Annotated in this window: 18 protein-coding genes; 6 read left to right on the top strand and 12 right to left on the bottom strand. The window is 67.6% G+C overall.

Annotation, left to right across the window (positions count from 1 at the left end):
* The first annotated feature begins 55 nt into the window (after positions 1 to 55).
* Positions 56 to 262: a 30S ribosomal protein S21 gene (rpsU, locus tag OCH7691_RS07050; RefSeq protein WP_085882638.1), complete on the top strand. Its 207-nt coding sequence runs from the start codon at positions 56 to 58 to the stop codon at positions 260 to 262.
* Between the two features lie 118 nt (positions 263 to 380).
* Here the strand turns inward: rpsU and OCH7691_RS07045 are convergent, their stop codons facing one another.
* From OCH7691_RS07045 to OCH7691_RS07020, 6 genes are all read right to left on the bottom strand, one after another.
* Entirely contained in the window at positions 381 to 2162 is a 1782-nt protein-coding gene (locus OCH7691_RS07045; protein WP_139839566.1) for a Na/Pi cotransporter family protein, read from the bottom strand.
* A 141-nt stretch (positions 2163 to 2303) separates the two neighbouring features.
* Positions 2304 to 3122, bottom strand: coding sequence for a PEP-CTERM sorting domain-containing protein (locus tag OCH7691_RS07040; RefSeq protein WP_085882636.1), 819 nt, complete (start codon positions 3120 to 3122; stop codon positions 2304 to 2306).
* Positions 3123 to 3482: 360 nt separating this feature from the next.
* The gene (locus OCH7691_RS07035) at positions 3483 to 4874 is read right to left on the bottom strand and encodes an NAD(P)(+) transhydrogenase (Re/Si-specific) subunit beta (RefSeq protein WP_085882635.1); all 1392 of its coding nucleotides are present in this window, start codon (positions 4872 to 4874) and stop codon (positions 3483 to 3485) included.
* 13 nt (positions 4875 to 4887) lie between these two features.
* Positions 4888 to 5265, bottom strand: a complete 378-nt coding sequence (locus tag OCH7691_RS23635) for an NAD(P) transhydrogenase subunit alpha part 2 (protein WP_370853109.1) — start codon at positions 5263 to 5265, stop codon at positions 4888 to 4890.
* Positions 5181 to 6335 (bottom strand): Re/Si-specific NAD(P)(+) transhydrogenase subunit alpha, encoded by a 1155-nt coding sequence (locus tag OCH7691_RS07025; protein WP_085882633.1) that lies wholly within the window; start codon positions 6333 to 6335, stop codon positions 5181 to 5183. The genes OCH7691_RS23635 and OCH7691_RS07025 overlap by 85 nt, the downstream gene beginning before the upstream one ends.
* A gap of 103 nt (positions 6336 to 6438) precedes the next feature.
* On the bottom strand, positions 6439 to 6567 hold the full coding sequence (locus tag OCH7691_RS07020; protein WP_085882632.1) for an aa3-type cytochrome c oxidase subunit IV: 129 nt from the start codon (positions 6565 to 6567) through the stop codon (positions 6439 to 6441).
* A gap of 184 nt (positions 6568 to 6751) precedes the next feature.
* On the opposite strand from OCH7691_RS07020, the gene gbd reads away from it, so the two are divergent.
* From gbd to OCH7691_RS07005, 3 genes are all read left to right on the top strand, one after another.
* On the top strand, positions 6752 to 7885 hold the full coding sequence (gene gbd / locus OCH7691_RS07015; RefSeq protein WP_085882631.1) for a 4-hydroxybutyrate dehydrogenase: 1134 nt from the start codon (positions 6752 to 6754) through the stop codon (positions 7883 to 7885).
* A gap of 203 nt (positions 7886 to 8088) precedes the next feature.
* Positions 8089 to 8661: a PEP-CTERM sorting domain-containing protein gene (locus OCH7691_RS07010; RefSeq protein WP_085882630.1), complete on the top strand. Its 573-nt coding sequence runs from the start codon at positions 8089 to 8091 to the stop codon at positions 8659 to 8661.
* Between the two features lie 204 nt (positions 8662 to 8865).
* On the top strand, positions 8866 to 10272 hold the full coding sequence (locus OCH7691_RS07005) for an MFS transporter (protein WP_176244952.1): 1407 nt from the start codon (positions 8866 to 8868) through the stop codon (positions 10270 to 10272).
* A 7-nt stretch (positions 10273 to 10279) separates the two neighbouring features.
* Here the strand turns inward: OCH7691_RS07005 and OCH7691_RS07000 are convergent, their stop codons facing one another.
* The 6 genes from OCH7691_RS07000 to OCH7691_RS06975 form a co-directional block, all read right to left on the bottom strand.
* Positions 10280 to 11632 (bottom strand): ABC1 kinase family protein, encoded by a 1353-nt coding sequence (locus OCH7691_RS07000; RefSeq protein WP_085882628.1) that lies wholly within the window; start codon positions 11630 to 11632, stop codon positions 10280 to 10282.
* A gap of 6 nt (positions 11633 to 11638) precedes the next feature.
* Positions 11639 to 13417 (bottom strand): M3 family oligoendopeptidase, encoded by a 1779-nt coding sequence (locus OCH7691_RS06995; protein ID WP_085882627.1) that lies wholly within the window; start codon positions 13415 to 13417, stop codon positions 11639 to 11641.
* Positions 13418 to 13510: 93 nt separating this feature from the next.
* On the bottom strand, positions 13511 to 13963 hold the full coding sequence (locus OCH7691_RS06990) for a PaaI family thioesterase (protein WP_085882626.1): 453 nt from the start codon (positions 13961 to 13963) through the stop codon (positions 13511 to 13513).
* Positions 13960 to 14463 (bottom strand): PaaI family thioesterase, encoded by a 504-nt coding sequence (locus OCH7691_RS06985; protein ID WP_085882625.1) that lies wholly within the window; start codon positions 14461 to 14463, stop codon positions 13960 to 13962. Before OCH7691_RS06985 ends, OCH7691_RS06990 begins: the two co-directional genes overlap by 4 nt.
* Before the next feature lie 3 nt (positions 14464 to 14466).
* The gene (locus tag OCH7691_RS06980) at positions 14467 to 15444 is read right to left on the bottom strand and encodes an NAD-dependent epimerase/dehydratase family protein (protein WP_085882624.1); all 978 of its coding nucleotides are present in this window, start codon (positions 15442 to 15444) and stop codon (positions 14467 to 14469) included.
* 84 nt (positions 15445 to 15528) lie between these two features.
* A complete protein-coding gene (locus OCH7691_RS06975) occupies positions 15529 to 17826 on the bottom strand; it encodes a PAS domain-containing protein (protein WP_176244951.1) in 2298 nt (765 codons plus the stop codon).
* A gap of 256 nt (positions 17827 to 18082) precedes the next feature.
* Here OCH7691_RS06975 and OCH7691_RS06970 point away from each other — a divergent pair, with 256 nt between their 5' ends.
* Together OCH7691_RS06970 and OCH7691_RS06965 are read left to right on the top strand one after the other, a co-directional pair.
* Positions 18083 to 21589 carry an indolepyruvate ferredoxin oxidoreductase family protein gene (locus OCH7691_RS06970; protein ID WP_085882622.1) on the top strand — a complete coding sequence of 1169 codons (3507 nt, stop codon included), beginning with the start codon at positions 18083 to 18085 and terminating at the stop codon, positions 21587 to 21589.
* Between the two features lie 35 nt (positions 21590 to 21624).
* Positions 21625 to 22299, top strand: a complete 675-nt coding sequence (locus tag OCH7691_RS06965) for an SDR family NAD(P)-dependent oxidoreductase (protein WP_085882621.1) — start codon at positions 21625 to 21627, stop codon at positions 22297 to 22299.
* The last annotated feature ends 376 nt before the right edge of the window (positions 22300 to 22675 follow it).

The following is a 22675-nucleotide window of genomic DNA, read 5'->3' as shown; positions in this document are numbered from 1 at the left end:
GCGGCTCCGCGTGGGGCTTTTTGCCGTATGCGACCGGAAAGGAGATTTGAAAGCTTTGCTGGTTCAAGTTCGCGACAACAACGTCGATCAGGCCTTGCGTGCACTCAAGAAGAAGATGCAGCGCGAGGGTATCTTCCGTGAGATGAAGCTCCGGAACTATTACGAGAAGCCGTCGGAAAAGCGGGCTCGCGAGCGGGCCGAGGCTGTCCGCCGGGCACGCAAGCTGGCGCGCAAGCGTCTGCAGCGCGAGGGAGCGGCATAAGCCGCACCCCTCCCGTCCCGCTTGCCGGCGGGTCCTTTCCGAACAGGTACGATGTTGCCGCGCCGGTCACCCGACGCGGCTTTCGTCGTTTGGGTGCTGATCGGGTTCTGCTCGACCGTCAGCCCTCCCCACCGGTTCGTCCTGCGGTCGGCGGCGTTCCGGCCGACGCCCCCCGCTCGTCGGGCACAGTCCTCGGCGGGTCGGCCTCCGTTTCACCATTCCCGTTACCATTGCCCCCGACATCGGCGGGCGACCCGTCGCCAAGTCCAAGCCGGAACGAGGCACCGGCCTTGGCGATCTGTTCGACCAGCCGGCGCAGGTGGCTGAGGCCGTCGAGCAGGACGCCGACCTTGCTGATGCCGAGCCCATGCCCCGCGACCGCGGCCAGCGCCGCCGCCTTGGCCTCCTGGTAGCGAGTCTCGAAATCGGCAAGATCCTTGTCGACATCTCGCGCCGCCTCGGTCGCCTCTTCCCTGACAGCAACATCGGCCGATCCGTCGGCGGGGTCTTCGTCCGGACGCCCGATCACCCGGAGCGCGGCGTCCAGTGCGTTCCGGACCGGCAGACGCGCCGGCAGATAGTCCAGCGATTCGGTCTGGCGCGCCAGATCCTCGACGAGCGGCGCCAGCCGCGCCGCTTCCTCCAAGTAGCGGGCAACGCGAAGCGCGCGCGGCAGTTCCTCGGCGACGGCGCGAGACAGGTTTTCTGTCCGGATTGAGGCCGCGAACTCGGTAATCGCCTCGCCGAGCGAAGTGATCGCCTCGGAGCGTCGGGCGACAGCCGCCGGCTTCGGTCCGCTCCGTCCGAGCGAAGCCCGCGCCAGTGCCCGGACAATCGACTGCAGCCGGCCGAGTTCCTGGTGCAGGGCGCCGATCGCAAGTTCGGGCGCCGCCAGCACCGTCTGGTCGAGATGCTGCGGCCGGCTCATATCCTCTTCCGCGGAACGGAAGAAACGGTCCAGGAGGCGGGACATCCGGCCGGCGAAAGGCGACAACAGGACGACGCCCAGAAAATTGAAAACCGTGTGGAAGAGGGCAAGCAGCGGCACCGGATGGCCCGTCATGCCGGCGAACCCGCCGATCCATGTGATCACCGCGAGCAATCCCGGTAACAGTGCGAGCGCGATTATTCCGGTGGCCAGATTGAAAGCGAGATGGCCGGCGGCAACACGCTTGGCGTTCGGCGTCGCGGCGATCACGGCGATCACCGCAGTCGAGGTCGTTCCGACATTGGCGCCAATGATCGCCGCCGCACCGATCTCGGGCCCGATTACCCCTTCCGAGACCGCTGTCAGGATCAGTGCGATGGCCGCGCTCGACGATTGCGTCAATACGGTCGCGACGAAGCCGACCGCCACATAGGCCAGTGTCCCGAGCGGCCCACCGGGACTCCCGAACGCATCGATCCCGAAGTTCGCGGCGACACCGGCGAACCCCTCCTTCAGGAAGGCGAGGCCGAGGAAGAACAGGCCGAAACCGGTGATGGCATCACCAAGCCCCCGTTGCCGGGCAGTCGGCATGAGCAAACGCAGCCCGACGCCGATGGCGATGATGGGCAGCGCAAATGCCTCAATTCGAAAGCCGAAACCCACGACCGCAACGAGCCAGCCGGTAATCGTCGTCCCCACGTTGGCGCCGAAGATCACGGTCAGGGCCTGGCGAAGCGACAGCACGCCGGCATTGACGAAACCGATGGTGGCCACCGTGACAGCGCTCGACGATTGAACCGTCGCCGTGACCAGCGCGCCGGAAAGCACACCGCGGATCGTGGTACCGGTCCAGTTCTTCAGGAGCGCCTTCAGGTTCCGCCCGCCGAAGACCTTCAGACCGTCGGTCATCATGGCCATGGCGAGCAGGAACAGCGCCAATCCGCCTGCACCGCTGAGGGCATTCGTCAACACGCTGCCGCCTCATCATGTCGTCGCCCGGGGGCGCATTATCGCGCAAGCGGCCCATGGTAGAAGACAGTTGCGGCAAACATGCAAACGGCGGCGCGAGGCGCCGCCGTCCGTGGCCGGATTTCGGCCAGTATGTCGGAGGGATCAGGCCCTGCGGCGGCGGGCCGTCGCGCCGAGGCCGAGCAGGCCGACGACGAACAGCGCCAGGCTGGCCGGCTCAGGCACCGCGGCGGTCTCGAAATTCGCCAGGATGGTGTCGTCCTGGCCGAAGGTCAGCGAGACATTGTCGACGTAACCCAGGAAATCGCCTGCCCATCCGGAACCGACGCCGACATTCATGCCGGTGATCAGCGTATCGGCGCCGAGAACCGGCGACTGGCCGGACGGGTTCGGGAAGGTCGCGCCGCCTTCCCAGTCGGCCAGCGTCACGCCGAACTGCTCGATCGTCCGGCCGGGACCGAAGGCCCGCATCCAGAAGTTGTCGTCGGTGATGTCTTCCGAAACCCAGGTGTCGGTCGGCGCTGGAACGGCGGTGCTGCCACCGTTGTAGACGTCCTCCCAGATCAGCAGTCCGGTTTCGCCCGACGCGGTCTGGAAATAGAGCCGGAAGGTCGGCGTCAGGTGCTGGGGCGCGGTGCTCGACGAATCGCGGTACCAGTCGAAGGATGCCGCGCTCAGGTTGCCGAGCGTGCGCGTCGGGTCATTCCAGAAGATCTCGAAATCGGCCTTGGCGCCGCTCCCCGAGGTGGCGAACTCGAGCGAGCCGTTGCCGCTGCGCGGCTGGCTGTTGGTGATCGCGACCGATCCACCCGGGCGAACGTTGGCATCGCCCCAGACGAACGGATCGACCGCTGTCGGCGACGTGTCGGCCGGGGTCACAATGGCCGCGTGGGCCGAGAATCCGTAGGCAATGCTGAGCAGACTGCTTGCAATGCCGAGACGGACCAGATGACGAATCGTCATGTCAAATTCCTTCCATTCGGAGTCGTCCCGTCAGTGCACGCGCGCCGCCCGACCCGGGCGACGGTTCCCCAACCGCTGCGGAGGGACCGGAAACCGGCCCACCCGACAGGAACAAGCTCAACAGATCAAATCCCGGAGACGCGATTCTGCATCCACAGCGCGCCGTTCTCAACCATTAATTAACAAATTGTTTATTTATTCGACTTTTCGAATAGATGCGCGTGTGCCGTGAAGAGGGCTCGGCATGCGCCGCTTCCCGTCTTTCGCCGTCGTTGGCCGCGCGACAAAAAAAACGGCGGCGCCGAAGCGCCGCCGTTCCCGTCGTTTCCGGTGCGCCGGGCCGTTGCGGCCCGGTCGCCCTCAGAGTGCCTTGACGATATCCTCGACCATCTTCTTGGCGTCGCCGAAGAGCATCATCGTGTTGTCCTTGTAGAACAGCTCGTTATCGATGCCGGCATAGCCCGGCGACAGCGAGCGCTTCACGAACAGCACCGTCTTGGCCTTGTCGACATCGAGGATCGGCATGCCGAAGATCGGGCTTTGCGGATCGTCGCGCGCCGCCGGGTTGGTCACGTCGTTGGCACCGATGACGAAGGCGACGTCGGCGGTCTGGAACTCGGAGTTGATCTCCTCGAGTTCGAAGACCTCGTCATAGGGCACGTTGGCCTCGGCCAGCAGCACGTTCATGTGGCCCGGCATCCGGCCGGCGACCGGATGGATGGCGTGCCGGATCTCGACGCCCTGCGCCTTCAATTCGTCGCACATCTCGCGCAGGGTATGCTGGGCCTGGGCGACCGCCATGCCGTAGCCGGGGACAATAATGACCTTGCCGGCATTCTTCATGATGAAGGCGGCGTCCTCGGCCGAGCCCGCCTTGACCGGACGATCCGAACGGGCGCCCCGGGCGGCCGAGGTATCCTCGCCGCCGAAGCCGCCGAGGATGACCGAGAAGAACGACCGGTTCATCGCCTTGCACATGATGTAGGAGAGGATCGCGCCCGACGAGCCGACCAGCGCGCCGGTGATGATCAGCGCGGTATTCTCCAGCGTGAAGCCGATGCCGGCCGCCGCCCAGCCGGAATAGGAGTTCAGCATCGAGACCACGACCGGCATGTCGGCGCCGCCGATCGGGATGATGATGAGCACGCCGATGACCAGCGAGAGCACGGTCATCGCCCAGAAGATGCGCGGGTCGAGATCGAAGCAGAACCAGACGATCAGCGCGACGATGGCAACGCCGATCGCCAGGTTGACCAGGTGCTGGCCCGGAAAGGTCACCGGGTTGCCGGACACCAGGCCCTGCAGCTTGGTGAAGGCGACGATCGAGCCGGTGAAGGTGATCGCGCCGATGACGACACCGATGCCCATCTCGATCCGGCTGGCGACCAGCAGGTCGCCGCCGGCATCGACGATGCCGTAGGCCTCCGGGTTGTAGTAGGCGGCCGCAGCGACCAGCACCGCGGCAAGGCCGACCAGGCTGTGGAAGGCGGCAACCAGCTGCGGCATCGCCGTCATCTGGATGCGGAGCGCCGTCGCGGTGCCGATGCCGCCGCCGATGACCAGGCCGGCGATGATCCATTCGTAGGACACGACGTCGGGGCGGATCACGGTGACGACCACCGCGATCAGCATGCCGATCATCCCCATGATGTTGCCGCGCCGGGAGGTCTCCGGCGAGGACAGGCCGCGCAGCGCCAGGATGAACAGGACCGCCGAGACCAGATAGGCGAAGGCCGTCAGATTTGCGGACACGTCAGGCCCCCCGTCATTTCTTTTTCTTCTTGTACATCGACAGCATTCGCTGGGTGACAACGAAGCCGCCGAAGATGTTGATCGCCGCCAGCGTGATCGCGACGAAGCCGAAGATCTTCGCCAGGTCGGCGCCTTCGGGGCCGGCCGCGATCAGTGCACCGACGATGATCACCGAGGAGATCGCGTTGGTCACCGACATCAGCGGCGTATGCAGCGCGGGCGTCACGCTCCAGACCACGTAATAGCCGACGAAGATCGCCAGGATGAAGATGGCGAGACGGAAAATGAAGGGATCGACGACCATGGTCATTTGCCCTCTTCCTGCAGCATCGGATGAACGACCGCGCCGTCGCGGGTGATGCCGGCACCCTTGACGATCTCGTCCTCCCAGTCGATCTTGAGCGCCTTCGTCTCGCTATCGACCAGCGGCGTGATGAAATTCACGAGATTGCGGGCATAGAGCGCCGAGGCATCCTCGGCGAGCCGGCCCGGAACATTGCGGTAGCCGACGATCAGGACCCCGTTGTCGGTCCGCACCACCTCGCCCGGCTTCGACAGCGCGCAGTTGCCGCCGGTCTCGACCGCGAGATCGACGATCACCGAACCCGGCTTCATCGACGCCAGCATCTCCTCCGACACCAGCCTCGGCGCCGCCCGGCCCGGAATCGCCGCCGTCGTGATGACGATGTCCTGCTTCTTGATGGTCTCGGCGATCAGCGCCGCCTGGCGCTGCTTGTAATCGTCGCTCATCTCCTTGGCATAGCCGCCCGCGCCGGCGCCGCTTTCCTCGGATTCGACGCCGATATACTTGGCGCCGAGCGACTGGATCTGTTCGGCCACCTCGGGCCGCACGTCGGTCGCCGAGACGATGGCGCCGAGCCGGCGGGCGGTGGCGATCGCCTGCAGACCGGCGACGCCGGCGCCCATGACGAAGACCCGGGCCGGCGCGATCGTGCCGGCGGCGGTCATCATCATCGGCATGGCGCGGCCGTAATGGGCGCAGGCGTCGAGCACCGCCTTGTAGCCGGCGAGGTTGGCCTGCGAGGAGAGGACGTCCATCGACTGCGCGCGGGTGATGCGCGGCACCATTTCCATCGCGAAGGTGTCGATCCCGGCGGCGGCATAGGCCTTGACCTGTTCGCGATTCTGCAGCGGGGCAAGCGAGCCGATCAGCACCGCGCCCTTCTTCATCATCGCGATCTCGTCCGGGCCGTCGTCATCGCCGCTCAGCGGGCGCTGGACCTTGAAGACCACGTCGGCATCGCCGAGCGCGGCCGCCTCGTCGGCGACGATCGTCGCGCCCGCGGCTTCATAGGCAGCATCGGTCATGTTGGCGCCGGTACCGGCGCCGGCCTCGATGATCACGTCGAAGCCCAGCCCCGTGAGCTTCTTGACCATGTCTGGCGAAATCGCGACGCGGCTCTCGTCCGGTCGTCGTTCGCGCGGAACGGCCAGTTTCATCGGCTACCCCCCTGTCGGCCTGTCGCACCGCCTGTGCGGCGCACCGCTTATGGATGCCCCCGGCCCCCCGGAGGCGCATCGAAATGGTCGTCTAAAGCGCCGCCTAGAGCAGGAAGAGCGCCATCAGAACCAACAGCACGATGACGAAGCCAGTGCTCCAGACCGTGAATCGCGTGAAATCCCGCCACATCGCCTTCTGCGCGGAGATATCCATTTTTCCCGTATCGCTCATGTTCTTCCTGTCGAGTAGTCGCAGCCCAGAATTGCCGCCTCAGCGGTCGCGAACTATACCAGAGCGTCAATGCATAACAAGACGCTTGGCCGGCTCCGCGGCGGGCGGCAACCGCGGCGCTGGGCGCGCGATCCGCCCTCGGCTAGATTGACAGACGCCGGACAGCGAGAGAAGGAAATATACCGTGGCCGTCATATCCTATCTGACCCGAATCCTGTTCGACTTCGGCGTCCTCGCCGAGCTCCGCACCGAGCTCGCGACGCTCGGCATCCGCAAGCCCCTGCTGGTCACCGACCGCGGCGTCGTCGCCGCCGGCCTGGCCGAGCGGGCGTTGCAGGCGATGGGCGCCGGGATCGAGGCGACGGTCTACCAGGACACCCCGGCCAACCCGACCGAGGCGGCCGTCAAGCAGGCCACCGCGCTATACCGCGAGGCCCGCTGCGACGGGCTGGTGGCGATCGGCGGCGGCTCGTCGATGGACCTCGCCAAGGCGGTCGCCATCATCGCGACCCATGACGGGCCGCTCCGCTCCTACGCGGCGGTCGAGGGCGGCATGCCGCGGATCACCGCCGCCGTCGCCCCGCTGATCGCGATCCCGACCACCGCCGGGACCGGGAGCGAGGTCGGCCGCGGCGCCGTCATCGTCTTCGACGACGGCCGCAAGCTCGGCCTGCTCAGCCCGCACTTGCTGCCCAAGGTGGCGCTCTGCGATCCCGAGCTGACGCTCGACCTGCCGGCCCCGATCACCGCGGCGACCGGCATGGACGCCGTTGCCCACTGCATCGAGACCTATCTCTCCCCGCTGGTCAATCCGCCGGCCGAGGCGATCGCCTGCGACGGGCTCGGCCGGGCCATCGCCCATATCGAGCGGGCCGTTGCCGACGGCCACGACCGGGAGGCGCGCTGGAACATGATGATGGCCTCGATGGAAGGCGCGATGGCCTTCCAGAAGGGTCTCGGCGCGGTGCACGCGATGAGCCACCCGCTCGGCGGCCTGCCCGACCTGAAACTGCATCACGGCACGCTCAACGCCGTCGTCATGCCGGCGGTGCTGCGCTTCAACGCCGGCCATGTCGGGCGGAAGTACGAACATCTGCATGCGGTCATGGGGCTGGCGCCCGGCGTCGACCTGGCTGACGCGATCGCGGCGCTCAATGCCCGACTCGGCCTGCCGGCCAATCTCGCCGAAATGGGCGTGCCGCGCCAGGTGATCCCGGCGATGGCGGTGCTGGCCGAGCAGGATCACACCAACCAGACCAACCCGCGCCCGGCAAAGGCGGAGGATTACGAGACGCTGTTCGCCGAGGCGATGGGCTGAGCGGCGCCGGCCCCGCGCCGGCGCCTCGTTAGGTGAATCGTCATCTTTTCTGACAATCCTGCCGGAACCGCCCGGGGCCCGGCCGGCGGAATGGCGGAAATCCCGCATCAGGCGCTTGGCACGCTTCCTGCGAACCTGATTGCGCGAGGCCGGGGTTGGGAATAACCGGACGGCCGGCATCGGCTCAAGACAGGAATTGCTCCATGTTTCTTCGTACGCTTGCGGCGCTTTCGTTGGCCCTGGTGACCTTCTGCGGCACGGCATCGGCCGTGCCCACCACCTACGACCTGACGCTGACCAACACCAATCCGATCGGCAACGTTGCCGGCGGCACGGGTTCCCTCACCATCGACGGCTCGGTCCTCGGCATCGGCAACGAGTTCTTCTCCGTGCTGAACGGGAAGCTGCTGGCGCTCTCGTTCGACATCGACGGCCACAATTTCGACCTCGCGGACGCCAGCAACACCGGGTCGCAGATCTTCTTCCAGAACGGCAACCTGGCGGGTCTCACCTTCCTCGGCACCGACAACAACATTCTCGTCTCGCTGACGGTCGGCGCCCTCTCCTTCACCTATTCGAACTTCGCGGCACCCTATCCCTTCCCCTTCGCGCAGGGCATCCTGAGCGCCACGCTGCGCGTCGACACGCCGGACAACGGCGGTTCGACCGACATCCCCGAACCGGCGGCGCTGCTGCTCTTCGCCGCCGCTGTGCTCGGCCTCGGCTGGCAACTTCGGCGCGGGCGCCTCGCGGCACGGGACGGCCACGCCGTCTGAACGACGACCGCCTTCGCGGCCTGACGAACGATCCGGCGCCGGCAACGGCGCCGGATTTTCTTTTGCCGGTGTCGCGCAAGAACCCCTGCCGATCCATCGGGCACGTTCCGGCGTCTTGCGCTCACGCCCCTTTCAGGGCATGCAGCACCCGGTCGACAATCGACCGTTCCCGGGGACAGGCCTTATCCAATGCCCGAGCCAGCAATGACCAACGCGGACGACGAGGCGCCGATCGGCTGGCTGACGCTGTTCCGGGGCGCGTACGCCGTTCCCACCTGGACGCTCGGCCTCGGCGTCGGGCTGCATGCGCTCAACGCCTTCATGGTGGCGACAATCATGCCCTCCGCGGTCCGCGACATCGGCGGCCTGGCGCTGATCAGCTGGGCCTCGTCGGTCTTTCTCGTGGCCTCGATCGTGACTGGCGCGTCGGGCGGCTGGCTGAAGGGCGCGTTCGGCGGGCGCCGGGTCTTTCTCGTCTCGACCCTGCTGCTGATCGCGGGCTCGCTGATCGCGGCGCTGGCGCCCTCGATGCCGGTGCTGCTCATCGGCCGGGCGCTGCAGGGGATCGGCGAGGGGGCGGTGCTCGCGCTCTGTTACGCGCTGGTGGGCGAGGTCTATCCGAGCCGCGCCATGCCGCGCGCCTTCGGCCTGCTGTCGATCGTCTATGCGGCCGCGGCCCTGATCGGTCCCGCCGGCGCCGGGCTGCTGGCCGAGCATGCGAGCTGGCGGATCGCCTTTCTCGCCAACCTGCCGCTCGGGCTGATCTTCGTTCTTCTCGTCCTCGCCGGGCCGGCCTCGACGCCGCGGGCGGGCGGGCGCCGGATTCCCCCGCTCGGCAGGCTCACGGCAATCGCCGGCGGCGTGATGGCGATCTCCATGGCCGGCCGGGCCGGCGACGCGCTGCTCACCGCCGGTTGGCTCGCCATCGCCGTCGCTGCCCTTGCCGGCTCGGTCATCGTCGACCGGCGGCAGAACTCCCGGCTGTTCCCGCTTGCCGCCTTCGGGCTTTCCGGCGCGGTCGGTCTCGGTTTCTGGGCGGCGCTCCTCATGGCGTTGGCGACCGGCGGGATCACCGTCTACGTGCCCCTGTTCATGCAGGAGTTCCAGGGCCTCACCCCGCTCGAGGCAGGCTACGTGGTGGTCCTGCTCTCGCTCGCCTGGTCGGGAGCGGCCTTTCTCGTCGCCAGCCTCAGGAGCGAGCGCGCGGATCCGCTGCTGATCGCCGGACCGGCTCTGATCGCGGTCGGGATGTTCATTCTCGCGCCGACCATCGTCGGCAGTTCGGTCGTCCTGCCGGCCCTGGCGCTCATCGTCGCCGGCACCGGATTCGGGATCTCCTGGGCCTTTCTCAGCCAGCGCCTGCTCGACGCGACACCGGCCGCCGAACGGGATCTCACGGCCGGGGCCATTCCGACGCTGGAGAATGCCGGCTGGGCGCTCGGCGCGGCGGTTTCGGGGATGATCGCGAGCCTCGCCGGGCTCGAGGAACAGCTCGAGCCGGTGGTCGCGGCGCGCGCCGCCCAGGCGGTCTTCTATGCCGGCGCGGTGATCGCCCTGCTCTCGCTCGGCGCCGCGCTCGGCTTCGTGCGGCTGACCCGCACGCGGCGCTGACCCGGTCTCAGGTCCGCTCCGGCACCGGCACGCCGACGTCGTCGAACAGGCGCTGCTGACGCTCGGCCAGGGCCTCGCTTGAGAAATCGCTGATCAGCTCGTGAAACAGCCGGTGCCAGTTGATCTCGGCCTTGAGATGCAGGAACACGCCGCCGAGGCCGATCGCCGCCCGGTCCATGAAGACGAACTCGCGCGGCGGCGTGACACCGCCGGACTTGCGTAGTTCGGCATGCACCTTCTCGGCGATCTCGCGCCCGTAGACGCCGCCGGCCTCGAATTCCTGGATGCGCCGGGGACGATCCTCCAGCAGCGGTGCGTAAACGAACTCCGCCCACAGGTTGAGGGTGTCGATGACCTCGGCCGAGAGGCCGGTGAAGCCCCAGGTCTCGTAGGCATGCACGGCGAGGTCCCGGTCGCCGGTTTCCAGCGAGCGGTAGAGATCGATCACGCCCTGGACGAATTTCGGCTGGAAGGTCCGGATGCAGCCGAAATCGAGCAGATTGATGCCGTGATCCTCGCGCACCGAGTAGTTGCCGAGGTGCGGGTCGCCGTGAATGATCCCGTAATAGTAGAACGGCACGTACCAGGCGCGGAACAGGTTGCCGGCGATGGCGTCGCGCGCCTCCTGCGGGGCGTCGCGGAATTCCAGCAGCTTGCGCCCCTCCATCCAGCTCATGGTCAGCAGCCGGCCGGTCGACAGCTCCGGCACGATGTCGGGGACATGGACGCCGCTTTCGTCCTTCAGGATCGTCCCGTAGAGCGTCGTGTGCCGGGCCTCGAGCGCATAGTCGAGCTCCTCGCGGAGCCGGGCGGCGATCTCGGCATGGATATGGCGGGTATCGATGGTGCGGTCGTAGCGATGGTAGATCGCGAAGATCAGCCTGAGCTGCTGCAGGTCGGCCTCGACAGCCGACTGCATGTCGGGATATTGCAGCTTGACCGCGAGGTCGCTGCCGTCGAGGCCGACCGCGCGATGCACCTGGCCGAGCGAGGCGGCTGCCGCGGCCTCGATCTCGAACGCCTTGAAGCGGTCGCGCCAGTCGGGGCCGAGCTCGCTCTGCATGCGGCGGCGCACGAAGGCCGGCCCCATCGCCGGCGCGTTCGACTGCAGCTGCACCAGTTCCTGGACATATTCCTGGGGCATTGCCTCGGGGATCGTCGCCATGATCTGGGCGACCTTCATCAGCGGCCCCTTCAGGCCGCCGAGCGCCCGGCGAAGCTCCGAGGCATGCTCCTGGCGGTTGATCTTGACGCCGAACAGCCGCTCGCCCGCGAGCCGGGCGGCAAGGCCGCCGACCGCCGTCGATACCTGCCCGTAGCGACGGATCCGGCCGCCCAGATTGTCCCGCTCGCCGGCCATCGCGGCTCAGGCCGCCGTCAGTTCGTCGATGAAGCTTTCGATCACGTCGAGGCCGAGCGACCAGAAGGCCGGATCGGAGGCGTCGAGGCCGAACGGCGCCAGCAGCTCCTTGTGGCGGCGGGTGCCGCCGGCCTTCAGCATCTCGAAATACTTCTCCTGGAAGCCGCTCTCGCTCTGCTGGTAGACGGCGTAGAGCGCGTTCACCAGGCAATCACCGAAAGCATAGGCATAGACGTAGAACGGCGAATGGATGAAGTGCGGCACGTAGCACCAGAAGTTCCGGTACTCCTCGTGGAAGCGGATGCCCGGACCGAGGCTCTCGGTCTGCACCTCCATCCAGATATCGCCGATGCGGTCGGGCAGCAGTTCGCCCTCGCGCCGCTCGCCGTGGACACGCTGCTCGAAGCGGTAGAAGGCGATCTGCCGGACCACCGTGTTCAGCATGTCCTCGACCTTGCCGGCCAGCATCAGCCGGCGCCGGGCCGGGTCGGTCTCGCGCTCGAGCAGGGCGCGGAAGGTGAGCTGCTCGCCGAACACGCTCGCGGTCTCGGCGAGCGTCAGCGGCGTTGACGACATCAGCGCGCCCTGCGGCCCGGCCAGCACCTGGTGCACGCCGTGGCCGAGTTCGTGCGCCAGCGTCATCACGTCGCGCGTCCGGCCCTGGTAGTTAAGCAGCAGGTAGGGGTGGGCCGCCGGCACCGTCGGATGGGCGAAGGCGCCGGGCGCCTTGCCCTTGCGGGCCGGCGCGTCGATCCAGGCATTGTCGAAGAAGCGCTTGCCGATGGCCGCAAGATCGGGTGAGAAACGGCCGTAGGCGTCGAGCACGATGTCGCGCGCCTCCGGCCAGCCGATCAGCTTGTCCTCCCCGCCGGGCAGCGGCGCGTTGCGGTCCCAGTAGTCTATCTGCTCGACCCCGAACTGCTTCGCCTTCCACGTGTAATAGCGGTGCGAGAGCTTCGGATAGGCGTCGGTCACCGCCTTGGTGAGGGCGTCGACCACTTCCGGCTCGACCTGGTTGGCGAGATGGCGGGCGCTTTCCGGAGCCGGGTAGTGGCGCCACTCGTCCTCGGTCTGCTTGTCCCGGGCGAGCGTGTTGGTGATCAGCGCGAACAGCCGGTTGTTGGCGGCGAACACCGTGCCGAGCGCCTTGGCCGCCTTCTTGCGCGCCGCCCCGTCGCTGTCGGAGAGCAGATGCAGGGTCTCCTCCAGCCCGAGCCGCTCGCCGTCGACCTCGAAGACGAGGCTGGCAAGGGTCTCGTCGAACAGCCGGACCCAGGCATTCCGCCCCGAGACCGACTTGGCATGCAGGATCCGTTCGATCTCGTCCGACAGGTCGTGATCGCGGAACAGGCGGACGTCGCGAAGCCACGGCTCGTAATGGCGGAGCGCGGCGCTCTCGGCGTATTTCGCGCCCAGCGCGTCATCCTCGATGCGGTTGATCTCGAGGCTGAAGAAGATCAGCCGGGTCGAGATCTCGTTCAGCACTTCCTGCATCGACTGGAAGAAGCGGCCGACGACCGGATCCGCCATGTTTCCGGCATAGACGAGGTAGGAGTAGGAACCGATCCGGCCGAGCACTTCCTGGATGCGTTCGTACTCCGCGACCGCCTCGGCCAGCGCCGCGCCGTCGAGCGTCGCGACCCTGTCCTTGTAGCTGTCCTGGAAGGTCGTGGTCGCCGCCTTCATGGCGGCGATGTCCCCCTTCAGCTCGTCGGATTCGGTGCCGGGATAGAGATCGGCGAGGTCCCATTCGGGGAGCTCGCCGAGCGCCGCCTCTTTACGCATGTAACCTCTCGTTCGTCGGGTGCCCACCCGATATAGGCCCTGCGCCGAGGCGGGAAAAGGGGCAGCGCCTTCGTTGCCGCCGCCGCGTGCCGCTCAGGCGAGCAGGAAATGCGCGTTGGCGGTCGCCACCGGCTTCGCCCGGTCGCCCTGCCAGGCCTCGACATGAACGCTGGCCACGCGCCGGCCGGGCTTGGTGACCGAGCCCTGCGCGAAGGTCCGCACCGGCTTCGCCGAGCGCAGGTAGTCGACCGTCAGGTTGATGATCTTCGGCACCCGCGCGGTTTCCTGCACGGCCATCAGCTCGATCACCGCGGCCGCTTCCAGCAGGGCGCCGACGACCCCGCCGTGAAGCGCCGGCAGCAACGGGTTGCCGATGAATTTCGGATCTTCCGGAAGCACGCAGACGAGCCGGCCGTCGGCCGCGTCCTCGATCATCTCCAGTCCCATGAAGCTCAGATAGGGGATCGCCCGGAACAACGGCCGCCAGTCGCCGTCTGCCCGGGCGCGGGCGACGGTCCGCTCCAGTTCGCTGAAGCGTTCGCTCATTGCCCGGCCTCCCTGCCCTGCTTCGAGCGGCCGGAAAGCGGCGGCGTGTCGGAGGAATTGATCATGAAGGTGCCGGCGCAGCTCGCCACCGGGTCGTCGCGGTCGTTGTTGTAGGCAAGGCCGCGGACGAAGGCGATCTGCCGCGTCGTCTTGAAACAATGGGCCTCGGCGAACAGCGGCTCGTGCGGCGTCGACGGACGCAGGTAGTCGATGCGGAGATCGAGGGTCGCGATCGGCACGAATTTCTTCAGCGCCATGTAAACCGACATGCCGCTCACCGAATCGGTGAGCGTGGTGATCACGCCGCCATGCAGCACGCCGCTGGCCGGGTCACCGACCAGCCGCTCCTGGTAATCGAGGCGCAGGCAGCAGGTCCCGTCGCCGATCCGCTCGACATGAATGCCGAGTTCGCCGCAATGGGGGATGCCGCGGTTGATGATCTCCTCGATCCGGGCCGGGTCGAACCCGGCCACGCCCCCCGTTCCGGCGTTGTCCGCCATCGTTCAGACTCCGTGATAGTCGCGGTACCAGCGGACGAATTTCGGCAATCCCTCCTCGATCGTCGTCGTCGGGCGATAGCCGAGATCGCGCTCGATATCGCCGATATCCGCGTAGGTTTCGTAAACATCGCCCGGCTGCATCGGTTCCAGCTGCTTCTCCGCCTTGCGGCCGAGCGCATCTTCCAGAACCGAAACGAACTTCATCAGCGGTTCGGCCCTGTGGTTGCCGATATTGTAGACCCGCTGCGGGGCGCCGTCGCCGCCGGTCGGCGGATTGTCGAGCGCCGCGACGATCCCGGCGACGATGTCGTCGATATAGGTGAAATCGCGCTTCATGTCGCCGTGATTGAAGATCCGGATCGGCTTGCCCTTGAGGATCGCCTCGGTGAACAGCCAGTAGGCCATGTCCGGCCGGCCCCAGGGCCCGTAAACGGTGAAGAAGCGGAGCCCGGTCTGCGGGAAGCGGTAGAGATGGGAATAGGCGTGGCTCATCAGCTCGTCCGCCTTCTTGGTCGCGGCATAGAGCGAGACCGGGTGATCGACCGGATCGCCGACCGCGAACGGGACCTTCTTGTTGCCGCCGTAGACCGAGCTGGAACTCGCATAGACGAGATGCTCGAAGCCGTCCTGGTGGCGGCAATGCTCGAGGATCGCCAGGTGGCCGACGAGGTTTGCCTGGGCATAGGCGAAGGGATTGTCGATCGAGTAGCGGACCCCGGCCTGGGCCGCCAGATGGACGATCCGGCGGATCGGTCCGAACGGCACGAGCGCGGCCTTGAGCCCTTCCAGGTCGGATATGTCGACGCGGGCAAAGGAGAAGGCGTTGTGCCGGCCCAGCCGTTCAAGGCGCGCCTGCTTCAGGCTCACGGGATAATAGTCGTTCAGTGAATCGATGCCGACGACCCGTTCGCCGCGGGCGATCAGAGCCTCGGCCACGTGAAAGCCGATGAAGCCGGCCACGCCGGTAATTAGGACGGTCATGTTCGCCTGGTCCCCTGCCCCTTGTTTCGCGTCGCCACCATAATGACGGGGAGGGCATTAATCATCCGTTTTGCGTCCGCATGATTAGCGGAGCAGGGCATCCGCCTCGCCGTCGAGAACCCGGCGCAGGGCGCGCGCCAGCGCCGGTCGGCGGAACGGCTTGTCGATCCGGTGCGGGAAGGATTCGCGTTCGGCATGGCGGGCCGGCGCGACGGCATCGGCCGGACCCGGACCGGACATGTAGAGCACCGGCAGGCCGGGCCGGGCCATTCGCGCCGCGGCGGCGATGTCGGTACCCGCGCCGCCACCGCCCGGGATCGCGTCGGCCAGGATCAGGTCGACCGGCGTGCCGGCCTCAAGCGCCTCGGTCGCGGCCTCGGCCTCGCCGACGGCGAACACCCGGTAGCCCAGCCCCTCGAGCATCCGCCGCGTGAAGGCGCGCAGGTCACTGTCGGATTCGATCAGCAGGATGTTCTCGCCGCTGCCGAGCGGGATATCCTCGTAGAGGCCGTCGACCCGGTGGATCGCGGCGGCGCCGAAGCGCGGCAGGAGAAGGCGCACCGTCGTGCCCTTGCCCGGCGCGCTCTCGATCTCCACATGGCCGCCGGACTGCTGCGCGAATCCGTATACCATCGAGAGCCCGAGGCCCGAGCCCTTGCCGACCTCCTTGGTGGTGAAGAAGGGTTCGAAGACATGGCTCGCGACATCGGCGCTCATGCCGAGGCCATCGTCGATGACCGACAGCATGACATAATCGCCCGGCGCCGGCAGGCCGTCGGGACCGACCTCGTCGGCACCGATGCGCCGGTTCTCGCTGGCGATGCAGAGCCGCCCGCCGTTCGGCATCGCGTCGCGGGCATTGATCGCGAGGTTGATGATCGCGTTCTCGATCTGCCCGGGATCGGCAAGCGCCATCCAGAGACCGCCGGTCGCCCGGCTCTCGATCTCGATCGTCTCGCCGAGCGTGCGGACGAGCATCTCCTCGACGCCGGCGACCAGCGAGCGGAGATCGACCGGCCGCGGGCGGAGCGGCTGGCGGCGAGAGAAGGCGAGCAGCCGCTGGGTCAGTTCGGCGCCCCGCTCGGCGGCGCGAAGAATGGGCCGGGCCGCATCGGCGAGATCGGACGAGCGTTCGCTGATCAGTTCGGCATTGCCCTGGATGACCGCGAGCAGATTGTTGAAGTCATGGGCCACGCCGCCGGTGAGCTGGCCCACCGCCTCCATCTTCTGGGCCTGGCGGAAACGTTCCTCGGCCTCCTTCTGGTCGGTCACGTCGCTGACTATCGAACAGACGCCGATGATCTCGCCATTCTCGTCGCGGAGCGGAAACTTGGCGTTCAGGAAGGTCCGCACCTTGCCATCGGCGCTTTCCTCGACCTCCTGCTGATAGGGTTCGCCGGTTTCGATCACCCGGCGGTCCGCCTCCTCGTAGATCGTCGCGATCTCCGGCGGCAGGTAGTCGCGTGTCCGCAGTCCGATCAGCGCGTCGGGCGGACGGCCGATCTCCTCGGCGACATTGCGGCTGACCGCCTGGATGCGGCCTTCCTTGTCCTTCAGGATGATCTCGATCGGGGCATTGTCGAGAATGGCGCCGAGCCAGGCGTCGCGGGCGCGGATCCGCTCGTCGGCCCGTTTGGTACCCGAGATGTCGGTGAAGATCGTGCCCACGCCGACGATCCTGCCGCCCTCGCCGTAGATCGGGAACTTGTGCGCGAGGATCGGACGAACGATACCGTCGGCGAACACCGCATCGACAATCTGTTCCTGGGCCTCGCCGCTCTCGACCACTTTCGATTCGAGGCGCGTGTGGATTTCGGCCACCGGCGCCGGAAAGAGATCCTGCGCGGTGCGGCCAAGAAGGCGCTGCGCCGCATAGCCGTAGAGGTCGGCGAATGCCCGGTTGACGTAGAGATACCGGCCCTCGAGGTCCTTCAGGCAGATGCCGCTCGGCGCCTGGTCGAGCACGAACTCGAACTGGCCGCTACGCTCCTCCAGCTCATGCTCGCGCGCACGGACCGCCGTGATGTCGGTGCAGGTGACGCACGCGCCGCCGCCCGGCAGCGGTTTGCGGACAACCTCGAGGCGGGTCCCATCCGGCAGGAGGCGCTCGTGTCGGAACGTATCGCCACGCCGGATGGCGCCCAGCTGGAACGCAAGAAGCGCTTCCGGCTCGCCGGCGCCGTAATCGCCCCGCTCTGCACCGAAACGGATCAGGTCCCCGATCGGCCGGCCGACTTCGGCGAGACCGTCCGGCAGCTCCATGAGCGCGATCAGCCGGTCGTTCCAGGCAGCGAGCCTCAGATCGGGATCGAACACGCCGATACCCTGGTCCAGGCTGTCCAGGACGTCCGGGAGCGAGATCGTGCGGTATCGTGGTCCCATGGTTGCGGCACCTCCGGTGCCAGGCCGCAAGCGGCTGACGGAAACATTATGCGAAATCATGAGGGTGATGGAAAATACCGGACAGTCATTCGCTTTCGGGTAACAGTGTGTAACGCGCTGCCCGCGCGGTTCGGCGGCGTTCGCCGGGCCGCCGGCGCGAGACGACGGAGAGGCTTGTCATTTAGGTCAATATTGTTTACCTATTTTTCCGGTCATCCGACCCTAGATTCTAAACCATGAGGCTGGAGGAGAATCGATGTCCGCGTCCGCTGAAGCCTTGGTAGCGCCCCAAACCGTCTCGCTCGACGACAAGTATCTCCTGCCCAGGGGCGTCGTCTATCTGACCGGCACCCAGGCGCTCGTCCGCCTGCCCCTGCTGCAGCGCCAGATCGATCTGGCAAACGGCCTGAACACGGCCGGTTTCATCTCGGGCTACCGGGGATCGCCGCTTGGCGGCTACGACCAGGAGCTATGGCGCGCGCGGCCGCATCTCAAGGAGAACCACGTCGTTTTCCAGCCCGGCCTCAACGAGGACCTGGCGGCCACGGCGGTCTGGGGCAGCCAGCAGGTCAACCTGTACAAGGACGCGACCTATGACGGCGTCTTCGGCATCTGGTACGGCAAGGGGCCGGGCGTCGACCGGTCCGGCGACGTCTTCCGTCACGGCAATGCCGCCGGCTCCTCGAAGCATGGCGGCGTCCTGGTCATCGCCGGCGACGACCACGCGGCGGTCTCCTCGACGCTGGCGCACCAGAGCGATCACAATTTCGCCAGCTGGATGATGCCCGTGCTGCATCCGGCGACGGTGCAGGAATTCCTCGACTACGGCGTGCTCGGCTTCGCGATGTCGCGCTTCTCCGGCTGCTGGGTCGGCTTCAAGGCGATTTCCGAGACGGTCGAGGGATCGGCCTCGGTCGTGATCGATCCGGAGAACTACAAGCTCGTCACCCCGGATTTCGACATGCCGGCCGACGGGCTCAACATCCGCTGGCCGGACGACCGCTTCGAGCAGGAACGCCGGCTGCATACCTACAAGGTGCTGGCGGCCCGCGAATTCGCCCGGGTGAACGGCCTCGACCGCACGGTCATCGACAGCCCGAAACCGCGGCTCGGCATCATCACCACCGGCAAGGCCTACCTGGACGTCATGCAGGCGCTCGCCGATCTCGGCATCGACGCCGACCATGCCCGCGAAATCGGCCTCCGGGTCTACAAGGTCGGCATGCCCTGGCCGCTCGAGCCGACCGGCGCGCGGCGCTTCGCCGAGGGCCTCGACCAGGTCATCGTGGTCGAGGAGAAGAGGGCGCTGATCGAGAACCAGCTCAAGGAACAGCTCTACAACTGGGATCCGGGCGTCCGGCCGTCGATCGTCGGCAAGTATGACGAGAACCGCAACATCCTGCTGCCGGCGGACGGCGACCTCAACCCGGCGCTGATCGCCCGGGTCGTGGCCGAGCGGATCGGCCGCTTCTACACCTCGTCGCGGATCAAGGACCGGCTTGCGTTCCTCGAGGCCAAGGCCCTGCAGCTCAGGAACGATCCGGCGGAAATCTCGCGCACGCCCTATTTCTGCTCGGGCTGCCCGCACAATACCTCGACCCGGGTGCCCGAGGGCAGCCGCGCCATGGCCGGCATCGGCTGCCACTACATGACGATCTGGATGGACCGGGAGACCTCGACCTTCACCCAGATGGGCGGCGAGGGCGTGCCGTGGATCGGCCAGGCGCCGTTCACGGCCGAGAAGCATCTGTTCGCGAACCTGGGCGACGGCACCTACAACCATTCCGGCCTGCTGGCGATCCGCGCCTCGGTCGCGGCCGGCGTCAACATCACCTACAAGCTCCTCTACAACGACGCCGTCGCCATGACCGGCGGGCAGCCGGTCGAGGGCGGCCTGTCGGTCCCGACCATCGCGCGCCAGGTCGCGGCGGAAGGCGTGAAGCGCATCGTCGTCGTCACCGACGAGCCCGAGAAATACGAATCCGGCGGCGCGGTCGCCGGCCTGCCGGCGGGGATCGCCGTGCATCACCGGCGCGCCCTCGACCATGTCCAGCGCGAGTTGCGCGAGACCGAGGGCTGCACGGTGCTGATCTACGACCAGACCTGCGCCGCCGAGAAACGGCGCCGGCGCAAGCGCGGCACCTTCCCCGATCCGGCCAAGCGGGTCTTCATCAACGAACAGGTCTGCGAAGGCTGCGGCGACTGCTCGGTCAAGTCGAACTGCCTGTCGGTCGAGCCGGTCGAGACCGAGCTCGGGCGCAAGCGGCGGATCAACCAGTCGACCTGCAACAAGGACTATTCCTGCGTCGAGGGCTTCTGCCCGAGCTTCGTCACCGTGCATGGCGGCACGCTCGCCAAGACCCGGGCCGCCGCCGATACCGACCCGCTGGACGGCGTGCCGGAACCGGAACTGCCGCCGGCCCGCGAGGAACCCTACCGGATCCTGCTCGCCGGCATCGGCGGCACCGGCGTCGTCACGGTCAGCGCGCTGATCGGGATGGCCGGCCATATCGAGGGCAAGGGTGTCTCGGTGCTCGACCAGGCCGGTCTCGCCCAGAAGGGCGGCGCCGTGCTCAGCCATGTCCAGATCGCGAACGCGCGCGAGGATATCGCCGCCGTCCGCATCGCCGCCGGCGAGAGCGACCTGCTGCTCGGCTTCGATTCGGTGGTCGCCGCCTCGGCCGATTCGGTGACCCGCTGCCGCGACGGCGTGACCCGGGCGCTGATCAACACCCACAAGACGCCGACCATGGACTTCACCCTCAACCCCGACGCCGACTGGCACGAGGACGAGATCCGTCGCGCCATCGAGCTTGCCGCCGGCGAGGACGCGACGACCTTCATCGAGGCCACCGAGATCGCCACGGCGCTGGCCGGCGACGCCATCGCGACCAACCTGTTCCTGCTCGGCTATGCCTGGCAGAAGGGCCTGCTGCCGCTCCGGCGAAGCTCGATCGAGGATGCCATCCGCCTGAACGGCGTCGCCGTCGAGGCCAACCTCAAGACCTTCGGCTGGGGCCGTGCCGCGGCCCACGACATCGAGCGGGTCAACCGGATCATCGACCCGGTCGTGACCCCGCTCAGGCCGCGGCCGGCGGCGAAGACGCTGGAGGAGATCGTCGCCTTCCGCAGCGATTACCTGACCGCCTACCAGAATGCCCGCTACGCCCGGCGCTACCGCGCCCTGGTCGACAAGGTCGCCGCTGCCGAGGCCGAGAAGACCCCGGGCCGGCACGGCCTCGCCGAGGCGGTCGCCCGCTATGCCTTCAAGCTGATGGCCTACAAGGACGAGTACGAGGTCGCCCGGCTCTATACCGACGGCCGCTTCGAGGAGAAGCTCGCCGCCCAGTTCGCCGGCGACTACCGGATCGAGTTCCATCTCGCCCCGCCGATCCTCGCCAAGCGCGATCCCGCCACCGGGGCGCCGGAGAAGCGGACCTACGGTCCCTGGATGTTCAAGGCCTTCCGCGTGCTCGCCCGCCTGAAGTTCCTGCGCGCGACCCCGCTCGACCCGTTCGGCCGGACCGAGGAGCGGAAGACCGAGCGCAAGCTGATCCGCGACTACGAGGCGACCGTCGAGCGGCTGATCGGCGGCCTGACGCCGGCCAATCACGGTCTTGCCGTCGCCGTCGCCCGCATCCCGGAAGAGATCCGCGGCTACGGCCATGTCAAGGACCGGCACCTGGCCGCGGCCCGGAAGAAGGAGGCCGAGCTGCTCGGCGCCTTCCGCGATCCGGCATCCGCGGTCAAGGCGGCGGAATAGGCCCACCGGACCGGCAGAAGGGGACCTGAACGACCATGGCCAAGGAAACCGCCCTCATCGTCGGCGCCGGACCCGGACTGGGCGCGGCGCTGGCCCGTCGCTTCGCCGCCGGCGGGCTGATCCCGGTCATTGCCTCGCGCACCGAGGCGAAGGTGAAGGACATCGCCGCCGGGATCGACGGCGCGCGGGCCTTCGCCTGCGACGGCACCGACGAAGAGGCCGTCACCGCGCTCGTCGGGCGGGTCGAGGGCGAGATCGGACCGATCCGGGTCGCCGTGCATAATGCCAGCGGCCGCTACCGCTCACCGATCGCGGAACTTCCGGCCGAGGAATACCGCAAGGCGTGGGAAGCCTCCGCGCTCGGCGGCTTCCTGCTCGGGCGCGAGGCGGCGCGCGTCATGCTGCCGCGCAAGCAGGGCACGATCCTGTTCACCGGGGCGACCGCCAGCGTCAAGTCGTTCGCCCAGTCGGCCGCCTTCGCCGGCGGCAAGTTCGCGCTCCGCGCGCTTGCCCAGTCGATGGCCCGCGAACTGCACCCGCAGGGCATCCACGTCGCCCACGTGGTGATCGACGGCGGCATCGGTGTCGACGAGGGCGGTGCCCGGCTCGAGCCGGACGCGATCGCCGAGGCCTACTGGCAGCTTCACTGCCAGGACCGCTCGGCCTGGAGCCAGGAGATCGAGCTCCGCCCCTGGGTCGAGAAGTTCTGAACGAGCCGACATCGGGATGAAGGCGCAAGGCGAGGCACGCGGAACGGGGGGCTTGGCGGCGCTGATCCATCCAGGTGACGAGCCGGCCGCTTATCGAGCAACATTCCAGATTGCCGGCAGACGCAGGAAGGGAGGGTCGAACCCTCCCCTGCCCCTCCCACTTCGGCCATTGCCGATCTTGACCGGCATATCCGCCTCGGCTAATAGGAGCGGCATGGACACGCGCACCGCCTGACACGGCCCCAGGGCAGGCCAGACCCGACGCCGGCACAATGCCGGCCCTGACGCGCGCGACCGACCCTCTTCCGACCAGCAACCGTTCCGACCGGGTTTCTCCAGCCTTCGGCCCCGTACCGGCCTTGCGCATTCCCGAACC

It is taken from the genome of Oceanibacterium hippocampi (assembly GCF_900172325.1).
In the GTDB taxonomy this organism is placed as follows: Bacteria; Pseudomonadota; Alphaproteobacteria; order Sneathiellales; family Sneathiellaceae; genus Oceanibacterium; species Oceanibacterium hippocampi.
This window is presented reverse-complemented; position numbering and strand designations above follow the sequence as displayed.

Excerpts from the sequence above, each read along its gene's own strand:
- OCH7691_RS06975 (WP_176244951.1), bottom strand. The coding sequence starts at position 17,826 with ATGGGACCACGATACCGCACGATCTCGCTCCCGGACGTCCTGGACAGC.
- OCH7691_RS07005 (WP_176244952.1), top strand. The coding sequence starts at position 8,866 with ATGACCAACGCGGACGACGAGGCGCCGATCGGCTGGCTGACGCTGTTC.
- OCH7691_RS06980 (WP_085882624.1), bottom strand. The coding sequence starts at position 15,444 with ATGACCGTCCTAATTACCGGCGTGGCCGGCTTCATCGGCTTTCACGTG.
- OCH7691_RS07025 (WP_085882633.1), bottom strand. The coding sequence starts at position 6,335 with ATGAAACTGGCCGTTCCGCGCGAACGACGACCGGACGAGAGCCGCGTC.
- OCH7691_RS06995 (WP_085882627.1), bottom strand. The coding sequence starts at position 13,417 with ATGCGTAAAGAGGCGGCGCTCGGCGAGCTCCCCGAATGGGACCTCGCC.
- OCH7691_RS06965 (WP_085882621.1), top strand. The coding sequence starts at position 21,625 with ATGGCCAAGGAAACCGCCCTCATCGTCGGCGCCGGACCCGGACTGGGC.
- OCH7691_RS07010 (WP_085882630.1), top strand. The coding sequence starts at position 8,089 with ATGTTTCTTCGTACGCTTGCGGCGCTTTCGTTGGCCCTGGTGACCTTC.
- OCH7691_RS06990 (WP_085882626.1), bottom strand. The coding sequence starts at position 13,963 with ATGAGCGAACGCTTCAGCGAACTGGAGCGGACCGTCGCCCGCGCCCGG.
- OCH7691_RS07020 (WP_085882632.1), bottom strand. The coding sequence starts at position 6,567 with ATGAGCGATACGGGAAAAATGGATATCTCCGCGCAGAAGGCGATGTGG.
- OCH7691_RS07040 (WP_085882636.1), bottom strand. The coding sequence starts at position 3,122 with ATGACGATTCGTCATCTGGTCCGTCTCGGCATTGCAAGCAGTCTGCTC.
- OCH7691_RS06985 (WP_085882625.1), bottom strand. The coding sequence starts at position 14,463 with ATGGCGGACAACGCCGGAACGGGGGGCGTGGCCGGGTTCGACCCGGCC.
- OCH7691_RS07000 (WP_085882628.1), bottom strand. The coding sequence starts at position 11,632 with ATGGCCGGCGAGCGGGACAATCTGGGCGGCCGGATCCGTCGCTACGGG.
- OCH7691_RS06970 (WP_085882622.1), top strand. The coding sequence starts at position 18,083 with ATGTCCGCGTCCGCTGAAGCCTTGGTAGCGCCCCAAACCGTCTCGCTC.